Consider the following 19,086-nt stretch of genomic DNA (forward strand, 5'->3'; position numbering starts at 1 on the left):
CGGGCTAATCTATCACGGTGTTCGACTATTATGGTCGTAACTTCCGGGTCGGATAAAAGACGCATGAGTTTCCTTCTGCGCCCGTTCAGCCCGGAGCCTATTTCGGTTACCGTCTTGGCTACCGCCATACCCTGGCTGTTCGCAAATTCCAGAAGCCTGGCTACCTGCCGGTCTAAGTCCGCTCTCTGGTCAGCGCTGGATACTCTGGCGTATACAGCCGTTTTTCCTCCCTCCTTTTCTTCGCCGACCTTAACCAGTATTGTACCCGTTGGTGTTTGGTAGGCCGGAACAGGTAGCTTCCCCTCTTTGTACCATTTCCACGCGGTCTTGTAACTGATTCCTTGTTTTCTTGCCCATTCACTGAGTTTCATGTAGATATTATACCATAAACAACTACATATTCCTATCTTTTATTCAGCAGTTTTTAACCCTCCGGTTAACCCAGAAGTTTTTTTAGATCGATAACAGAAGTTGATTACTTTTTGCTGTTTTGTGCCCCTCAGGTACGATGGCTGTAACGAGGAGTTTTCCCAGCGAAAACATACAGCATTTCCGGGGCTTTGCGGCGCGTCTCCAGAGCCCTAAAATGATGATTTACCGCTGCTTGGATGACTTGATCTGGAAGAAACCTTTCTTTGGTTAGTGTCATCTTGGCGACAGACCTTAGGGACAGGCAATGATACATTAAGAAAGTGAAAGTATGCACAAAGACAAAGTTGTTCTTGGTGAAGGAGATGGGGAAGGTGAATCTTGCTTCTTGGATAGCTTTATTTGGTGTAACGGTTTTGCTGGTTGGTGAACTGGTTGCGCTTAAACAAATGAAAAACCTAATCAAATTGCTGATTATTTCCAGTATTACTGAAAGCGGGTATGTCCTGCTGGGGCTTGGTATGGGTACATATGAAGGCTTCTCAGGCGCTCTGCTGCATCTGGAATACCAAATTGTGATGCGGGGATTGGTGTTTGTGGCTGCAGCGGCTTTTATTGCACGTGGGCGCTCCCGTAGTATTGAAAGGCTCAAAGGGATAGGCAGGGCCATGCCTTTTACAGCAACTTTGTTCGGGTTCGGGTTGTTCTCAGTAATGGGCCTGTCACCGTTTAAAGGTTCTATCAGTAAGTTTTTGATCATTTATGCAGCAATTCAGAGCGGCCACTGGGTTTATGCTGCTATGGCCATACTTGGTAGTATTATTGAGGCAGTGTATCTCCTTCTGGTGATTCAAAAACTGTGCTTCGAGGAACCCGTCCAGGAATGGCAGGGAGGAAAAAAAGTCGGAGAAACTTCTCCTGTGCTGCTGGCAGTCTTACTGGTCCTGGGCGGTATGACTGTCATTATGAGCTTGTTTCCGGAGCCTTTCATTAATTATGCTGAGCACGCTGCTGCCGTATTATCGAGGAGTGTAGGTCCGGAACAATTGCCTGTTTTTGAATCACCTTGGTCCACCTTGGTTCTCATTCCCTATGTCGGTGGGTTCATAGTTTATTTTGCTGGGCGTTTTTCGCCGGCCTTGCGTAATTTATTGGCGGTTGTCATAACCGGCACAACGGCATACTTAACTTGGCAGAGTGGCGGTCTAGACAGTCTATCTAAACTTTTTGCTCTGATTATAGCCTTTATCGGTTTTTTAATTACTCTTTACTCTGTGGGTTACTTAAAGGGTAAGCCATATACAAATCGTTACTTTTTCTTCCTGCTGTTAATGTTAGGTACTTTGCTGGGTTTGACAACTAGTAAAGAGCTGGGGGATTTTTACATCTTCTGGGAATTAATGACTTGGACTTCTTACTTTTTGGTTATGCATGAGCAAAGTAAAGAAGCCCTGCGGGCAGGTTTCAAATATTTCATTATGTGTACTTCCGGAGCTTACATTATGCAATTGGCAATTTTAGCTTTGCACGTAAAACTTGGAACCTTCGATATGGCAGTAATTTCTTCAAAATTACAGGTATTATCTCCAAATCTTAAGTTAGCAGTGTTGGGAATGTTTGTAATCGGTTTTGGGGTCAAAACAGGCTTGGTGCCGATGCATAGCTGGTTGCCCGAGGCTCACCCTGTAGCCCCCTCGTCCATTTCGGCACCAATGTCAGGGATTTTGACCAAAACTGGTATTTACGGTCTTGTACGTATTCTCTTTGTTGTTTTTGGTGCGGGTGTGCTGGCTGGGTTAGGTACTATCGGTCGATTTTTTACTATTGGATTTGTTGTTTCCACGCTAGGGGGCCTGACCCTTTTGGTCGGTGAAATCATGGCCCTTCGGCAGACCGACATTAAAAAGATGTTGGCTTATTCGACTATGGCCCAGGTAGGGGAGATAGTAATTACTTTGGGAATAGGGACTTATCTTAGTCTTATCGGCGCCCTTTATCATGTTTTGAATCATGCTATCATGAAAAACCTCTTATTTTTGGCTGTCGGAGCTCTAATCTATCGCTTGAAAAGTCAGGAAATCACTAAGTTTAAAGGTATCGGCCGGGTAATGCCTGTAACGGCTTTGTGTTTTAGTATTGGTATTCTGGCCATTATGGGCCTGCCGCCGTTCAACGGATTCATCAGTAAATTCTTGATGCTTTACGCCAGCGTACAATCCGGGCATTTGGCATTGGCAGGTTTAATTCTTGCGGGCAGTATAATTGGCGGCTTTTACTACTTGAAATTGATTAGAATTATTTTCTTTGAAAAGTATGAGGGTCCCGCACTCAAGGAAGCTCCCATTATGATGTTGATTCCAATTGGAATTCTGGCTGGTTTGACTGTTTTTAACGGCTTGTACCCGCAGGCAGGCATGGCTTTGGTTAAGCCGGCGGCTGATTTGATTGCAGCGAAAGGACAAATAACAGCAACTGCCATTCCCAATGTTTCCATCACTTGGCCAATGGTGGCGTTGATTCCGATGGTAGGTGCCCTGGTTACTTACCTTTTGGGAAGACGTTCGGCCAAGGTCAGCGGTTGGTTAGCAGTTGGGACAATGGTCGCAACATTAATAACCGTACTTGCCGCATCTTCCGATTTTGACGTTTTTTCCTGGAGTTTTGCTTTACTGATCGCCTTTATGGGAGTTTTAAATTTACTCTATTCATTGGGTTATATGGATCACGGTCATGCCCAAAGTCGCTTTTACATGTTTTTTGTATTGATGATTGGCGGCCTTCTGGGTGTGGCGGTAAGCAAAGATCTCTTCAACTTCTTTGCTTTCTGGGAAATCATGAGTAGCTGGACTTTATACTTTGTGATTATTCATGAGGAAACCAAGGAAGCATTTAGCGAAGGTTTCAAATACTTTATTTTCAACTATGTTGGAGCCAGTCTGATGTTGTTAGGATTAATTGTCTTGACAGCAAATGCCGGCACTTTTGAGATGGCAGAGCTGGCCGGCCGGTTAGGTGCTCTGCCGACAAGCCTGGTGGCTTTTGGCGTGATTTTGATGTTGGTGGGCTTTGCCATGAAGGCGGCTATGCTACCTTACCGCATCGACTATCAGATGCATCCGCCAACTGCACCGACACCGGTCAGTGGTTATATTTCTTCCGTACTTTTAAAGAGTGCGCCATATGGGATGGTTAAATTATTTTATGTTTTTGGTGGCCTTGCCCTTATACGTAAGTTCGGTCTAACCGGAGAGATACCTACCCTAATGTATGCAGTTGCCTGGGTAAGTGGAGTGACTATTGTAATGGCCGCTGCACTGGCTCTGTTGCAAAGTGGTATGAAGCGCCTGCTTATTTATCATACAGTGAGTCAAATAGGTTATATAATCCTAGGCATCAGCCTGAGTTCTTCTTTAGGAGTGGCCGGAGGTTTATTGCATTTGGTTAACCACATGCTGTTTAAGAATCTTCTTTTTCTGGTTGCCGGTGCCATTATGGTGAAAACCGGTGTCGATAACCTGGACCGGTTGGGAGGCATCGGGAGGAAAATGCCGCTAACTCTCTCCGTCTTTGCGATTGGGGCATTTTCTATTGCCGGTATCCCGCCGTTTAATGGATTTACCTCTAAATGGATAATTTATCAAGCTGCCATGGAGAAAGGATATGTCTTTTTAGCTTTGCTCGCCTTGTTTGCTAGCGTTTTGACTTTGGCTTCCTTTGTTAAGTTTTTACATTCTGCCTTTTTCGGTCAATTACCTGAGGAGTTCGAGAATGTAACTGAAGTTCCCTGGACCATGAGGATTCCCATGCTGGTCTTAGCCCTTTTAAGTGTTGCGTTCGGGGTTTTCCCTGGTTTACCACTGGCCATTGTTGCTGAGATTGAAACTGTGTTGGGTCTTGCGCCGGTTTCGGTGTCCCTCTTCGGGATTGATTCCGTAACGGGAGCTTGGAATGCAGGGATTATTGCTGTACTATTGGCTGTATCCCTTTTAGCAGGTGTTGGTGTCTATTTTACCGGCAACAGGAAAGTTCGATATACAGAAATTTATACTTGTGGGGTAACCGATTTGGCAGCTGAAGAGGTTCATGTTAATTCACATAACCTTTATGAAGCGCCAAAGGTCCTGGTGAAGCAATGCATTAAGGTTCTCTACCAGATCACGGGATTGCGCAAGGGGGTGTAATGATGACGGATATTGCTCAATTAATATTGAATTTATTGATTTTTCCTGGCGGCTTATTTGCCTTAGTCCTTGGATTGCTTCTCGCTGGAATAGACCGAAAAATTGCTGCACGATTACAGAGGCGGATTGGACCACCTATTTATCAACCCTTTGTTGACTTGGTCAAACTAACCAGGAAAGAGATGGTTATACCGGCGACCGCACATCCGGGGGCATTCAGACTAGCTCCGTTGTTAGGTCTTGCAGGAATGATGGTAGCGGTTACACTGATACCTATTGCCGGGGTATATCAGGGTTTTACGCAGGCGGGAGATTTGTTGGTTTTGCTTTACTTATTGGCCTTGCCTGCCATTGCTTTAATGATCGGGGGGTCTGCTTCCAGTTCACCTTTCGGGGCCGTAGGCTTTTCCAGGGAAATGGTCATGATGATGTCCTATGAGCTGCCGTTACTGGTAGTGCTGGTAACCGCTGCTCTGAAGGTTGGACTGGCAACAGGTGGGATAGCTACCTTTTCTTTGCGTGAAATTGTGCAATTTCAGCTGGAAAACGGGCCATTATTTTTTGATTATACCATGTTACCGGCTTTCCTGGCGTTTCTAGCCTTCATTCCGGGTAATATGGGGGTGGTTCCCTTTGATATTCCTGAAGCTGAACCTGAAATTGTCGAGGGACCTATTCTGGAATATTCTGGTGCCGGGTTGGCCTTATTCAAACTAATGACCTCCCTAAAAATGGTTGTGGTATTGGGTTTAGCCGTGGCACTCTTCTTCCCGACACCCCTGGGGGAAAGTGTCTTGCTTAACTTATTCTGGTTTTTCCTTAAATGTTTAATTTTGATGGTAATTTCTATTACAGTTGTTCGTACTAGTACGGGAAGGCTACGGATGGACCAGGCCTTTAAGTACTATCTTAGATATCCGACAGCACTGGCCTTGGTTAGCTTAGTTTTAACGTTGTTATTGGGATAGCGGGGAGGAGTCTGGAATGAAAAAGCTACTGCGAAAAATTGCCAAGAAATCGCCGTGGTTGTACCGCATTAATGCGGGGTCCTGTAACGGTTGTGATGTGGAATTGGCAGTTACGGCATGTACTTGTCGCTATGATGTTGAACGCTTAGGCTGTAAATATTGTGGAAGTCCCAAGCATGCCGACATCGTTCTGATTACCGGTCCCCTCACGGTCCGGGTTAAGGACAAGGTTTTGCGTCTTTATAATGAAATTCCCGACCCCAAAGTGACGGTAGCCCTAGGAGTGTGTCCTATATCGGGAGGGGTGTTTAGAGATAGTTACGCTATTGCTGGGCCTATTGACAACTTTGTTCCGGTAGATGTCAACGTTCCGGGCTGCCCTCCCAGACCGCAGGCCATTATCGACGGCATAGTTGAGGCCATTAAAATCTGGGAAACCAGGCTATAGAGGAGGGTTGCCTATGGCTTCATTTCTTAAAATAGCCATTCGCAATTTGTTCAAAGGTCCGTGTACCGACCCTTATCCTTTTGGTGAAACTTTTGTTCCTAGGGGACTGAGAGGGAAAATCAAATATAATGCCGAGGCTTGTGTTGCCTGTAGAATGTGCGAGTACGTTTGTGCCGGCGGAGCCATCCAAATCAAGGAAGCGCCTGACAAAAGTGGCTTGGAGTTTATACTTTGGCATAATACGTGTGCCTTTTGTGGCCTCTGCGAACACTATTGCCCGACAAAGGCGATTCGGTTAACCGAGGATTTTCATACGGCTCACAGGCAAGAAGACAAGTACAGATATGTGGAAAAGGGGTTCATCAAATATGTACATTGTGTTCAGTGTGCTGCACCCATGGTACCGGTGGCTCCTGAGTTATTAAGCGTAGCTTATGAACAAGTTAACAAGGACATCGAGAGGTTAAGACAATTATGCCCTAAATGCCGGCAAAAACAAGCCTTTCGTTGAACGAGAGGAGGCAAAAGGATGGAGCGGAATATTCACGAGGATTTTGCTGAGAAACTAACCCGGGTACTGGGGGAAGAAGTTTCCCTGCGTTGGGAAACAGATGCTAAAGGAGTGGTTTGGGGTTGGTGCAAGCTGAGTGACCCCGAAAAAATTACCGAAGTAGCTTCTATTGTTTCAGTGCTGGGAGGCAGGGTGATCACTATTTCGCCATACTTGACCAAGGATACCGAACAAAGAGAGGCTTTGGAAATAGCCTATCATTTTGATATCGATGGCTGTACTTGTACCGTTACTATTACAGTAGCTAGGAGTGTTGGCGAGGTCAAATCAATTACGCCTATTTTAAAAAGTGCCGATTGGCACGAGCGGGAAATGCAAGAAATGTACGATATAAAGGTGGTAGGTCATCCCAATCCCAAGCGGCTGTTTCTTGATGAGAGTATTGACCCGGGTGTGATGAATTTGGTGCCCTTATCGGCGGCTATGAACGGCGCAACTTCAAAGACATTGTGGGAAAAGGTAAACCTGGCGAACGGAGAAGAGGTGGATCCTGAGTGAGCACCTATAAAATTCCCATAGGCCCACTGCATGTGGTATTGGAGGAGCCGATTTATTTTCAGCTGGATGTTGAAGGAGAGACGGTAGTGGGGGTTGACATCACCGCCGGGCATGTGCACCGGGGTATTGAATATTTGGCCTTGCGACGTAATATTTACCAAAACATTACTTTGATTGAGCGCCTTTGTTCCCTGTGTTCCAATAATCATCCTTTCACCTATTGCATGGCTATAGAAAAGATTGCCGGTATTCAAGTTCCGGAGCGAGCTGAATACCTGCGAGTGATTGCCGATGAAATAAAAAGGATGGCCTCTCATTTATTCAATGTGGGAATACTGGCGCACATCATTGGGTTTGATTCCTTGTTTATGCATGTGATGGAAGTGCGGGAAATAGTACAAGACATTAAAGAAACCATTTATGGTAACCGGATGGATCTGGCGGCTAACAGTATTGGCGGTGTGCGTTATGATTTAAGCGAAGAAAAGGTTAAATATCTGTCAAAAAGTTTAGCGCAGTTAAAAAAGCCTTTGCATGAGCTCATTGATATATACAGCAACAACAAATTTGTGCGGGCTCGGACAGAAGGAGTAGGGATTTTGCCCAAAGATAAAGCCATTGAGTATGGCGTGGTTGGACCTGTAGCTAGAGGATCTGGTGTTGATTATGATGTCCGGGTAAAAACTCCCTACGCTGCTTATGACAAGCTGAAATTTACCGTGGCTGTGGAAGATGGTGGCGATGTCAGGGCCAGGGTCATAGTCAGATTAAAAGAAATTCAGGAATCGATCAAAATCATTGAACAATGTCTACGGGAAATGCCTGATGGACCAGCCTGTTTAGATTATTTACCTGAGATACCTGCCGGGGAAGCAGTGGCCAAGTCGGAAGCTCCCCGGGGAGAGTTGCTTTATTATGTACGCACAAATGGTTCTGATATACCGGAACGCATTAAATGGCGGGTACCCACTTACATGAATTGGGAAGCTTTAAAGGTTATGATACCGGGCAACAAATTGGCTGATGTTCCGGTAATCGTGGGCAGTATTGATCCTTGCATTTCCTGTACTGAAAGGTAGCACTTGAAAGAATAAATGATTTAAGAAGCTTAAAAGCAAAGCCCGAGGTTGCCAGGGAAGGTAAATCTTTTTGGCTGCCGGGAGGGGAAATGCCCTCTCTGAAAATCTGTGGCTGAATTTTGCCAACTAGGTAGCTACTTCTGTTACCTAAGTTGAGTTTAATAAGAAGGAGGTGAATGCTGGTGAAGAAAACTAAAGAGAATCGCTTCATTTACGTCGATCCCCGAAGGTGTTTGGGTTGTAGGAATTGTGAACTGGCCTGTGCTACTGCTTATGCAGATTGTGACTTGCAAACTGCCGTAACCAAAGGCTTACAATTGCAGCCGAGAAATTCAGTAGTCCAGGTTGATGACATGGTTATGCCTATTCAATGTAGACAATGTGAAGACGCACCCTGTGCACTCGCCTGCCCTACAGGAGCAATATACCAAGAAGATGGGTTTGTTAAAATTAATGAAGGCAGTTGTGTTGGCTGTAAGGTTTGCGCTATGGTTTGCCCCTTTGGAGCCATTATCATAACCCAAGACATAAATGATAATGGTAATCGCAGGACTAAAAAGGCTAAAGCCCGGAAGTGTGATCTTTGTTTCAGTAGACAGGATAGTGATGAAGTTTCCTGTGCCTGTGTTGAGGCTTGCCCTACTAAAGCAATAATGCTGGTTGATTACGAAAGTTATCGTAAGAAAATTATTGAAGAAAGAGGAAAAGAACTTGCTAGGGCTCACTCAAAAACCAAGGTAGGTTGGAAATAAGCGGGGGGTATTTATATGAGTAACATGAAAACAAGTATTGATCCTGCTGTCAATTACTTGCTACCCTTGGCCCAAAAGGCAGGAATTGAAACTGCATGGGATCGTTTTGAGGCGATGAAGCCCCAATGTGGTTTTGGAGAGCTGGGAATCTGTTGTCGCATTTGTTGGAAGGGACCTTGTCGTATCGATCCTTTTGGCAATGGACCTCAGAAGGGGATTTGCGGTGCTGATGCCGATACCATCGTGGCTCGAAATCTGGCGAGAATGATTGCGGCAGGTGCTGCTGCCCACGCTGAACATGGTCATCATGTAGCTTTAACTTTATTAGAAATTGGCGAAGGACATGCATTGCCTTATAAGATTAAGGAAGAAAAAAAGCTTAGAAATATTGCTGAAAGATTAAATTTAAATCCTGAAGGCAAAGATATAAAGCAGGTAGCAAAAGAAGTGGCTTTAGCTTCGCTTGAGGATTTTTCTCGTCAGAAATCAAGCATACCTTGCAACTGGGCAAAAGAAACCTTGACGGCTTCACGGGTTGAAAAACTGGTGGAACTGGGGGTCATGCCCCATAATATCCATGCGACTATCGCTGAAATTATGCACCGGACTCATGTGGGTTGTGACGCCGACGCGGTCAATATCTTGCTGGGTGGATTAAAGGGAGCACTGGCTGATTATACCGGTATGTATTTGTCAACCGAGCTGTCTGATGTCTTATTTGGTATCCCTGAACCGGTAGTAACTGCAGCTAACCTTGGCGTGTTAAAGGAAGACGCTGTCAACATTGCGGTTCACGGCCATAATCCGTTGTTAAGTGAAATTGTTTGTGATCTAGCGATAAAAATGAACGAAGAGGCTAAAAAAGCCGGGGCTAAGGAAGGTATCAATATAGTAGGTATTTGTTGTACAGGTAATGAAGTAATGATGCGCCGGGGAATTCCGCTGGCGACTAATTATTTGTCCCAAGAATTAGCTTTAGTTACCGGGGCCGTCGATGCTATCGTTGTAGACGTACAGTGTATTATGCCGTCCCTTGCTGCTTTAAAAGAGTGTTTCCATACAGAAGTAATTACCACTATGCCGGGTAACAAGATCCCTGGTGCTACCCATTTGGAATTTAGTGAGGAAACAGCCTTAGAAAATGCAGCAAAAATTATTAAGCTGGCAATTGACGCGTACAAGAGACGGGACAGAAGTAAAGTAAACATTCCTGACTACAAGGAGACCGCTATTGTTGGTTTTAGTGCCGAAGCTGTCTTGGCCGCATTAAGCAAGGTAAATCCTGAAGATCCTTTAAAACCATTGATTGATAATATTGTTAATGGTAATATTTTAGGTATTGCTCTGTTTGCAGGGTGTAACAATCTTAGGGTTACTCAAGACCATAACTTTACGACTATAGCCAAAGAGCTGGCCCGAAATAACGTTTTGATGCTGGCCACCGGTTGTGGCGCCGGAGCCTTTGCTAAACACGGGCTGATGACCCAGGAAGCAACTGAAGCTTATGCTGGAGATTCCCTGAAAGAGGTACTCACTGTCATAGGTGAAGCTGCGGGACTGAATGGTCCCCTACCCTTGGTCTTGCATATGGGTTCTTGTGTAGACAATACCAGAGCAGTCAATTTAGCTGTAGCAGTTGCCAATAAGTTGGGGGTAGATTTGGACAAACTTCCTGTAGTAGCTTCTGCACCAGAAGCTATGGCAGAGAAGGCAGTAGCGATAGGGACCTGGGCAGTTACATTGGGACTTCCGACGCACTTGGGAATTGTACCTCAAGTTATAGGTTCACCCTTGGTAACTGAAGTTTTAACAGAAAAGATTAAGGATTTGGTTGGCGGTTACTTTATGGTAGAAACCGATCCCAAGAAGGCTGCTGTTAAACTGGTTGCTGCCATTAAGGAAAGACGCGAGGGGCTTGGCATATAAGCTCCGGGAAGGGGATTGGGGCTCTAATGAGCCCTGATCCTTCCCCCAATAGAAAGGAAGGGTAGATAATGAAAATAGCTGTAACAGGTAAAGGTGGAGTTGGGAAAACTACATTTTCCGGCACTTTGGCCCGGCTTTTGGCGGCCGAAGGGTACCGGGTTTTGGCTGTAGATGCCGATCCGGATGCCAATTTGGCTGCGGCACTGGGAATACCTGAAGCACAGTACAAGAAAATAAAACCCTTATCTAAAATGAAAAAGTTAGCCGAAGAACGTACCGGAGCAACAGGAGGCTATGGGTCCTTTTTCATTTTAAACCCTAAAGTGGATGACTTGCCTGAGAAATATTGTTTGGAATATCAGGGAGTTAAATTGTTGGTTATGGGCACTGTTGAACAGGGTGGCAGCGGTTGTGTTTGTCCGCAGCATACGTTACTAAAGAGATTGATGAAACATCTCTTGATTGAAAGAGAAGATGTGGTAATTATGGACATGGAAGCAGGAATTGAACACCTGGGTCGAGGTACTGCTGAGTCAGTGGATGCTCTGATAGTCGTTGTAGAACCAGGTCGGAGAAGTATTCAAACCGCTAAGCAGATAAAAAGCCTGGCCGAGGACCTTGGAATTGAAAAGATCTTTGCGGTAGGCAGTAAAGTGCACGATGAGGCGGATATTCAATTTATAACTGACAGTTTGGTTGACTTTGAATTGTTGGGTTTTATACCTTTAAGTGAAGAGGTTAAAAAGGCTGATTTGGAAGGAGTTTCTCCTTTTGATATCGGGGGCACGATAGTTCAGGAAATCAGTTCAATCAAGGATAAGTTGCTGGCAAGATTGAATGGAAGGGAAAATCCTTAGTTGCCGCTGGTCACAACTCAGGGACCATTACACTCTTGAACCCGTACGCCTTTAGCGTGTCCAACCCAACTACCGATAGTCTATTTCCTTCCCGCCGGTTTCCTTCTAAGTGGCGGCGTGCTTTGCGGCACGCCGTTCGCAAGGGCTTCTAATGCACACTCTCTCCCAAACCTTCTGGATAACAGTACCCCGTTTGAGCTCTTTCCTTCACTATAGTGATATTTTCCCAGAACAGTTACCTGAAGAAGTAGCAAATTTTTACCCCAGTATCTTGACTTGAGTGAGAGAACAGAGCTAGAATGATGGTGTAAGTACTACTACACAGGATAGGATTTGGACAGAGTGCGGGATAATCTCGCGTGGGAAATTATATAATAATTAATGCAATTGACAAAGTGGAGGTGGGAAAGTAATGGGAATTTTATCCCGTATGTCAACTATTTTTAAGGCCAAGATAAGTAAGGTGCTGGACAGGATGGAGGACCCTAACGAGACTTTAGAATATTCCTATCAGAGGCAACTGGAGCTTTTGAGGAATGTGAAGCGGGGATTAGCAGAGGTAGTAACTTCTAAAAAGCGGCTGGAATTACAGGCAGCCAAGCTTAGACAGAATGTTGAAAAACTCGAATCGCAGGCCAGAGAAGCTATCCGACAGGGAAGAGAGGATCTAGCACGTGTTGCATTGGAAAGGAAGCAGGTTGCCCTTCAGCAATTGAACGGCTTGGAAGAGCAGATTCAGGGGCTGGAAAAAGAGCAGGAACGCTTGGCAGCGGCTGAGGCTAGACTCCAGGCTAAAGTAGAAACCTTCCGGACCACTAAAGAAGTGTTGAAGGCCCAGTACTCAGCAGCTGAAGCCCAGGTTAAAATAGGTGAAGCTGCTACTGGCTTATCCGAAGAACTAGCTGATGTATCGCTGGCTATCCAGCGGGCCCAAGATAAGACAGAAAGGATGAGAGCGCGGGCGGCTGCCATTGACGAGCTGGTGGAGGCCGGGACTTTGGAAGATGCCTTTGAACGGGGAGACGATATAGATCGGGAATTGCGAAAGCTGTCTGTGGCACAGGGGATTGAAGATGAACTGGAGCGTTTGAAAAAGGAGGTTGGGGGATAATGATCATTCGTATCCAGGGAGAAGGTCAGTACGAATTATCTGGGGAAGATTTGAAGGAACTAGACCGAATCGACAACGAAATGCTGGGTGCGGTAGAAGACGGCGACGAAGAAAGATTTCGCGCTACTTTTTCTGCCGTACTTTCCCTGATCCGGGGTAAGGGACGTAAACTGCCGGATACTGAGCTCAAAGAATCCGACCTGATCATTCCCCCGGCCGACATTACTTTGGAAGAGGCCCGGGAGATGTTTACCGAATACCCCAGAGAACTCCAGAAAGAATGATCTTTACTGGAAAGGAAGGGGGTAAGACTGATGCAGAAAGGTATCAAGGCCGACTTCGGTTTATCGGCACGTATGTTTCTAACTATGTTCTTACTGGCGGCCGTGTACCTGTTCTTTGTTGTGGTACTTATGCAGGCTGGAGCCGGAACAACAACTATCATCTTCTTTGTGGGACTGATGCTGGCGGCACAATATTACTTTTCCGACAAATTGATACTTTGGTCTATGGGAGCTAAAGAGGTCTCCCGCGGGGAAGCTCCCGAGCTTCACGCAATGGTGGAAAGATTGGCGGCCATGGCCGATTTACCGAAGCCGAGGATTGCGGTGGTGCATACGCCCGTACCCAACGCTTTTGCTACCGGGCGCAATCCCCAAAACGCAGTAGTAGCTGTTACCACCGGAATCATGCAACAATTGGACCCTCCGGAGCTGGAAGCAGTTTTAGCCCATGAATTATCCCACATCAAACATAGGGATGTAGCCGTAATTACTATTGCCAGCTTTTTTGCCACGGTTGCTTCGTTTATTGTACGACAGGCTTTTTACTGGGGCATTCCCATGGGCCGGGACGACGACCGGGGCGGGCCAAATGCTTTTATGCTGGTTTACCTTGCTTCTCTCCTGGTGTGGGTAATCAGCTTCTTCTTGATCAGGGCTCTTTCCCGTTACCGGGAGTATGCTGCCGACCGGGGAGCGGCCATACTGACGGGAGCTCCTTCCCAATTGGCTTCGGCGTTAATAAAGATCAGCGGGGTCATGAATCGAATTCCCACTCGGGACCTGCGGGAAGCAGAAGCTTTCAACGCGTTCTTCATTATTCCGGCCGTCAGTCGGGGTTCTCTTATGGAACTGTTATCCACTCACCCTTCTTTAGAAAACCGGCTTGCCTACCTCCGTCGCCTTGAGCAGGAGCTGAAGTAAACTGTGGGATGGTGGGATGTTTTATTCGGACGGAGCAGGCTGAAGAAGCCCCAAAAGGATGCCTTGTTTTCCCTGTCTACCGCCGAAGTAAGCTTTGAAGCCCACCTAGGCTGGATACCGGCCGGCCGAGCCGGGATCTGTCTTAAGCCTACCAGTGGGGCCGATTATGCCAGGACGGAGCAGGATGTTATCCGTCTTTTGGAATCGGCGGCCGCTGACTTCGGCAGTAAGGTTACGGTGACCAGGGACAAGTACAACTTTCTTTGGTTAATAATACAAGACCAGGATTTTGAGGACCTGATTTCGCTTTCCCACCTGGTGGCGCAGACTTTGGATGAAGAGGGTTATGGCGGACAGCTGCTGGCGGTGGTTTTCCGGTTTACCGACCACAGGCCTGAACAGGAAGATAAAGCTTATTATCTCATATATAGCTATAAGAGAGGACTTTTCTACCCTTTTGTCCCTTCCGGAACCGAAGCGCGGGATAATTCTCTGGAAATGCGAGTATTTGGGGTTATGGAAAAAGAATTACCTATGGAGGCTGATACCAGCAGGTGGTATCCACTTTGGAATTGTCCTGTGTGAAATACTTAAGCCCCTTCCCTTCAGTGCCGGAAGGGGCTTTTTTACTGCTCTTATGAGATTTTATTCGATTAGAAAACGAAGCGTGAGCCATGAAGCAGGACTAGGGCTACTATTTAACGAATATCCAACATTAGAGACCTCACACTCCTTTGCTTGGGGAGTTTTGGTTGCCTTGGCATGGACGACCTCGTGAGGTCTCTTTTTCTACAAAGACCTCCGAATTACCTGCGGAAATTTCACACTACCACTGGGGGCGAGAAACATGAAGAAGCGAATCGCTTTTATGAGCTATCCCCGGCTTACCAGCTTGGCGGAAAGGGTTTTAGCAGCAGAAACTTTCCAGGGACTCTGCATTATCGAGAGTTCCTTTGAAGAGACGATTTCAAAAGCTGGCGAGCTCATTAATAAAGAATTGGTCGATGTATTCATTAGCGGCGGAAGCAATGCCAGAATACTGAAGGAAACTTTTCCCGGTTTTCCTGTAGTTACCCTGAATGTGACAGGGTTTGACCTTATGGCTGCGCTTGCTGAGGCCAGAAAATTGGGTAACGCTGTGGCTGTCATCACTTACAAAGAAGGGATACCTGAATTGGAAAATTTCAAGGACCTCTTAAAGATCCGGGTTGTCTCCAAAATATTTCGCAGCCAAAAGGAGTTAGAAGATATAGTTAAGGAGCTTAAAAGCCAGGGCATTGACGTTTTAATAGGTTCCAGCATTGTATGTGATTACGGCGATAAATACGGCTTGAAGACAGTATTCATATATTCTGAGAGGAGCCTGAAAGAGGCAATAGACAGGGCTATAGATTTACAGCAAACAATAAGAGCCGAGAAAAAAAGAAGTAATCAATTGCGGGCCATTATAGATTTTGCCTACAGCGGTATAATTGCCATTGACGAAGAGAAAAGGGTAAATGTTTATAACCCCGTGGCCGAAAAAATTCTCGGTATTCCCCGAGAAAAGGTTCTAAACCAGAGAGTGGATCATGTGATACCTAACACCCGGTTAGATAAGGTATTAGAAATCGGTGTTCCAGAGATTAATCAGATTCAGAAAATTGGAGAAAGTTCAATGATCCTTACCAACCGTATTCCGATAATTGTTGACGGTACTATTGTCGGTGCTGTTGCGACTTTCCAAGACGTTGTGCAAATCCAAGAAGCAGAACAGCATATCAGGCGAAAGCTATATGAAAAAGGGCTGGCTGCAAAATATACCTTTAACGACATAATTGGGAATTCTAGAGCTATAAGAAAAGCTCGGGAACTGGCTAAAATTTATGCCAAAAGTGAATCTACAGTTTTAATATATGGTGAAACCGGAACCGGAAAGGAACTTTTTGCGCATAGCATACATAGTTACAGCAACCGCTCGGATAAGCCTTTTATAGCCCTAAATTGCGCGGCACTACCCGAAAGTCTTTTGGAAAGTGAACTTTTTGGATATGAAGAAGGTGCCTTTACGGGAGCCCGTAAAGGAGGAAAACCAGGCTTATTCGAGCTTGCCCACCAGGGGACCTTATTTCTCGATGAAATTTCAGAGATGCCGATGAGATTACAGGCCCGGCTGTTGAGGGTACTGCAGGAAAAAGAGATATTGCGGATTGGTGGGGATAGGATCATTCCGGTGGATGTAAGAATAATAGCTGCTACCAATAAGGACCTCTGGCAGGAGGTGAAGAAAGGGAAATTTAGAGAAGATCTGTATTACCGTTTAAATGTCTTATACCTCGGTATCCCACCGCTGAGGGAACGGATTGAAGATATCCCGGTCCTGGTTAAAGAGATGGTAATGCGTAATTCGGCGGAGCTATTAAAAATAGATAACTATACAGAAATATGGGAACAGGTGATTAAGCGCTTCATGACATACACTTGGCCGGGAAACGTGCGGCAGTTGGAGAATGCGGTTCAGACATTATGCGCCATATTGAAGAACGGTAATGTTAATGACCATGACAGAACAGTGGGAGGCCTTATAGAGCAGGCTCTGGACGGTAAATTCATCCTGACGGCAAAATCAGAAGAAAGCAGATCATTTAGTGAAAGGGAACGGATAATAAATGCGCTGAATACGGTGGGGTGGAACCGGCATAAGGCAGCCGGTCTCTTGGGAATCAGTAGAACTACTCTTTGGAGGAAGATGAAAGAACTTAACATAAAGGCCGGTAGCGAAACAATTAGTTGAAACAGATTGTTGCATTTAAACATTAACGCTTGAATGGGGTGGCCAAGAAATAACGATTGGGCCACCTTTTTATATTTGGCATGATTATTGCTTTGTTGTTCAAATAAACTAACTTCATGGGCCCGTTTTGCATGCGTGCAAAAGTAACTGGGAAGCAACCTAATACTTTCGACAGATTGAACCTTCCGATTATTTTACTGTAGCTGGCAGAAGAACGGTTCGACATAGTGAACTTGAGATTTACACAGGGGGTACCTCCTCGTTCATTCGGCAAAGGAAGCACAACCGTTTAATTTCCTGTTGGGAGCGTAATCTTGACTAACAGGCTTGAAATTGGAGAGGAGGCAATAAAATGCGTAAAGGGAGACTAATAAAGGAATTTATTAAACGGGGGGAAATCCTTGTGTCATTAGGAGCTTTTAATGCAATAAGCGCAAGGATAATAGATCAAGCAGGTATTCCCTCCGTATATGTAACGGGATACGGAGCTGCAGCAAATATATTAGGTAAACCGGATATTGGTCTCTTAACTATGACCGAGATGGTAAATCATATAAAAGGCATAGTCGATGTGGTACAGGGGGCAGTAATAGCCGATGCTGATACCGGCTACGGAAATCCCTTAAATGTCCAGCGAACAGTTAAGGAATACGAAAGGGCGGGAGTTGCTGCCATCCAGCTTGAGGACCAGATTTGGCCCAAGAGATGTGGCCACATGACCGGCAAACAGATAATACCCGCTGAGGAAATGGTCCAAAAAATAAGGGCTGCAGTGGATGCCAGAGAAAGTGAAGACACGCTAATAATTGCTCGTACCGATGCCATAGCGGTTGAAGGATTTGAGGAGGCGGCCCGAAGAATTAAAATGTACCACCATGCAGGAGCTGATATCCTCTTTGTAGAAGCCCCGGAAAACCTGGAACAGTTAAAAGAAATACCTAAACTGGTGCAGGGTGGAGCATTCCTGGCTAACATGATAGAAGGAGGCGCTACCCCCCTTCTTACCGCACAAGAATTGCAAGATATGGGATATGCTATAGTTATCTATCCGATTTCTACCTTGTATGCGATGACCAAGGCGGTAATGGAACTGGTTGAGGAGGTTAAGAGGTCGGGAACAACGGCGGGGATGCTTTCCAGAATGGTCTCCTTTGCTGATTTCAATGAAATTGTAGGTTTGAAGGACTTCCAAACACTGGAGAAACAATACGGGTTAATTAAGGAATAGGAAGCTGCAAGCGACGAGGTGATACTGGTGGGAATGACCATTAGCGAAAAAATTTTGGCCCAGGCAGCCGGCAAGTCACGAGTACATGCGGGAGAAATCATTTGGGCAACTCCTGATGTGGCCTTGATGCATGATCTGCTGGGACCGGTGCTAATCGAGAAAAGTTTGCAAAAACTAGGCGGTAGGCTTTACGATCCGGAGAAGGTAGTGGTGGTTTCGGATCACTGCGCACCGCCTGCTTCTGTCGAGCAGGCGGAAGTACTAAAGACAACCCGTTCCTGGGCTCGAGAACATGATATCAAATATTTCTATGAGTTCAGGGGAGCCTGCCACCAGGTATTGGTGGATTACGGGCATGTACGACCGGGCAGGTTAATAGTAGGTACCGATTCGCATACCTGCACTGCCGGTGCCTTGGGAGCCTTTGGTACAGGCATTGGATCCACGGAAATGTTGGGAGTATTGACCACCGGAGAAATCTGGTTGAAAGTTCCCGAGACGGTATTGGTGAAGTGGCAGGGGGAGCTGTCTGCAGGAGTAATGGCTAAGGATATGGCCTTAAAGACTATAGGCACAATTGGTCATGCTGGAGCCACTTACCAGGCGGTAGAGTTTACTGGTGAAGCGGTGAAAGGTCTAAGCTTAGACGAACGCTTAGTGCTCACTAACATGGCGGTGGAGATGGGGGCCAAGACTGGAATTATCGAGCCCGACGACCAGGTAGTATGTTTTCTCCAGTCACTGGGAATAGAGAACTTTTCCCTGTTGAACAGTGATCCTGATGCTGTATATACCCGTAGCCTGGAATTCAATGCTGCGGAATTGGAACCTCAAGTAGCTTGTCCCCATGAGGTTGATAATGTAAAGCCTGTAGCGGAGGTAGAAGGACTGAAAATTGATCAAGCTTATCTGGGCTCGTGTACCGGAGGAAGGTTAAATGACTTGCGCTGGGCGGCACGGATTTTAAAAGGCAAAAAAGTCTCGCGGCAGGTACGCTGTTTGGTGGTTCCTGCTTCCCAGGAGGTATGGAAACAGGCGCTGCGGGAAGGCATTTTGGAGGTATTGGTTGAGGCCGGCTGTATAATTTCAGCTCCCGCCTGCGGCGCATGTGGCGGGGTTA

At 46.0% G+C, this 19,086-nt stretch carries 17 protein-coding genes; 16 read left to right on the forward strand and 1 reads right to left on the reverse strand.

Annotated elements, in window-relative coordinates:
* On the reverse strand, positions 1-371 hold a 371-nt coding region (locus KKC1_RS06635; protein ID WP_088553697.1), incomplete at its 3' end, for an IS607 family transposase.
* Positions 372-734: 363 nt separating this feature from the next.
* On the opposite strand from KKC1_RS06635, the gene KKC1_RS06640 reads away from it, so the two are divergent.
* The 16 genes from KKC1_RS06640 to KKC1_RS06715 form a co-directional block, all read left to right on the forward strand.
* On the forward strand, positions 735-4,550 hold the full coding sequence (locus tag KKC1_RS06640) for a proton-conducting transporter transmembrane domain-containing protein (RefSeq protein ID WP_088553698.1): 3,816 nt from the start codon (positions 735-737) through the stop codon (positions 4,548-4,550).
* 2 nt (positions 4,551-4,552) lie between these two features.
* A complete protein-coding gene (locus tag KKC1_RS06645) occupies positions 4,553-5,518 on the forward strand; it encodes a respiratory chain complex I subunit 1 family protein (RefSeq protein WP_088553699.1) in 966 nt (321 codons plus the stop codon).
* Between the two features lie 16 nt (positions 5,519-5,534).
* Positions 5,535-5,966 (forward strand): NADH-quinone oxidoreductase subunit B family protein, encoded by a 432-nt coding sequence (locus KKC1_RS06650; RefSeq protein ID WP_088553700.1) that lies wholly within the window; start codon positions 5,535-5,537, stop codon positions 5,964-5,966.
* A 13-nt stretch (positions 5,967-5,979) separates the two neighbouring features.
* Positions 5,980-6,477, forward strand: a complete 498-nt coding sequence (locus KKC1_RS06655) for a 4Fe-4S dicluster domain-containing protein (protein WP_088553701.1) — start codon at positions 5,980-5,982, stop codon at positions 6,475-6,477.
* 18 nt (positions 6,478-6,495) lie between these two features.
* On the forward strand, positions 6,496-7,035 hold the full coding sequence (locus KKC1_RS06660) for an NADH-quinone oxidoreductase subunit C (RefSeq protein ID WP_088553702.1): 540 nt from the start codon (positions 6,496-6,498) through the stop codon (positions 7,033-7,035).
* Positions 7,032-8,114, forward strand: coding sequence for a hydrogenase large subunit (locus KKC1_RS06665; protein WP_088553703.1), 1,083 nt, complete (start codon positions 7,032-7,034; stop codon positions 8,112-8,114). Before KKC1_RS06660 ends, KKC1_RS06665 begins: the two co-directional genes overlap by 4 nt.
* 176 nt (positions 8,115-8,290) lie before the next feature.
* Positions 8,291-8,866, forward strand: a complete 576-nt coding sequence (locus KKC1_RS06670) for a 4Fe-4S dicluster domain-containing protein (RefSeq protein ID WP_202819975.1) — start codon at positions 8,291-8,293, stop codon at positions 8,864-8,866.
* A gap of 15 nt (positions 8,867-8,881) precedes the next feature.
* On the forward strand, positions 8,882-10,792 hold the full coding sequence (gene cooS, locus KKC1_RS06675; protein WP_088553704.1) for an anaerobic carbon-monoxide dehydrogenase catalytic subunit: 1,911 nt from the start codon (positions 8,882-8,884) through the stop codon (positions 10,790-10,792).
* A gap of 68 nt (positions 10,793-10,860) precedes the next feature.
* Positions 10,861-11,649 carry an ATP-binding protein gene (locus KKC1_RS06680; RefSeq protein WP_088553705.1) on the forward strand — a complete coding sequence of 263 codons (789 nt, stop codon included), beginning with the start codon at positions 10,861-10,863 and terminating at the stop codon, positions 11,647-11,649.
* A 412-nt stretch (positions 11,650-12,061) separates the two neighbouring features.
* On the forward strand, positions 12,062-12,760 hold the full coding sequence (locus tag KKC1_RS06685) for a PspA/IM30 family protein (protein WP_088553706.1): 699 nt from the start codon (positions 12,062-12,064) through the stop codon (positions 12,758-12,760).
* Positions 12,760-13,044 (forward strand): PspA-associated protein PspAA, encoded by a 285-nt coding sequence (gene pspAA, locus KKC1_RS06690; RefSeq protein WP_088553707.1) that lies wholly within the window; start codon positions 12,760-12,762, stop codon positions 13,042-13,044. The genes KKC1_RS06685 and pspAA overlap by 1 nt, the downstream gene beginning before the upstream one ends.
* Positions 13,045-13,074: 30 nt before the next feature.
* Complete coding sequence (gene htpX / locus KKC1_RS06695) at positions 13,075-13,965, forward strand: zinc metalloprotease HtpX (RefSeq protein WP_088553708.1); 891 nt, start codon at positions 13,075-13,077, stop codon at positions 13,963-13,965.
* A 3-nt stretch (positions 13,966-13,968) separates the two neighbouring features.
* Entirely contained in the window at positions 13,969-14,550 is a 582-nt protein-coding gene (pspAB, locus tag KKC1_RS06700) for a PspA-associated protein PspAB (protein ID WP_088553709.1), read from the forward strand.
* A gap of 262 nt (positions 14,551-14,812) precedes the next feature.
* Positions 14,813-16,738, forward strand: coding sequence for a propionate catabolism operon regulatory protein PrpR (gene prpR, locus KKC1_RS06705; protein ID WP_088553710.1), 1,926 nt, complete (start codon positions 14,813-14,815; stop codon positions 16,736-16,738).
* Positions 16,739-17,090: 352 nt separating this feature from the next.
* On the forward strand, positions 17,091-17,966 hold the full coding sequence (locus KKC1_RS06710; protein ID WP_088553711.1) for an isocitrate lyase/PEP mutase family protein: 876 nt from the start codon (positions 17,091-17,093) through the stop codon (positions 17,964-17,966).
* Positions 17,967-17,993: 27 nt separating this feature from the next.
* On the forward strand, positions 17,994-19,086 hold a 1,093-nt coding region (locus KKC1_RS06715; protein ID WP_192868117.1), incomplete at its 3' end, for a 3-isopropylmalate dehydratase large subunit.

The sequence above is a fragment of the Calderihabitans maritimus genome (assembly GCF_002207765.1).
GTDB classification, from domain to species: domain Bacteria; phylum Bacillota; class KKC1; order Calderihabitantales; family Calderihabitantaceae; genus Calderihabitans; species Calderihabitans maritimus.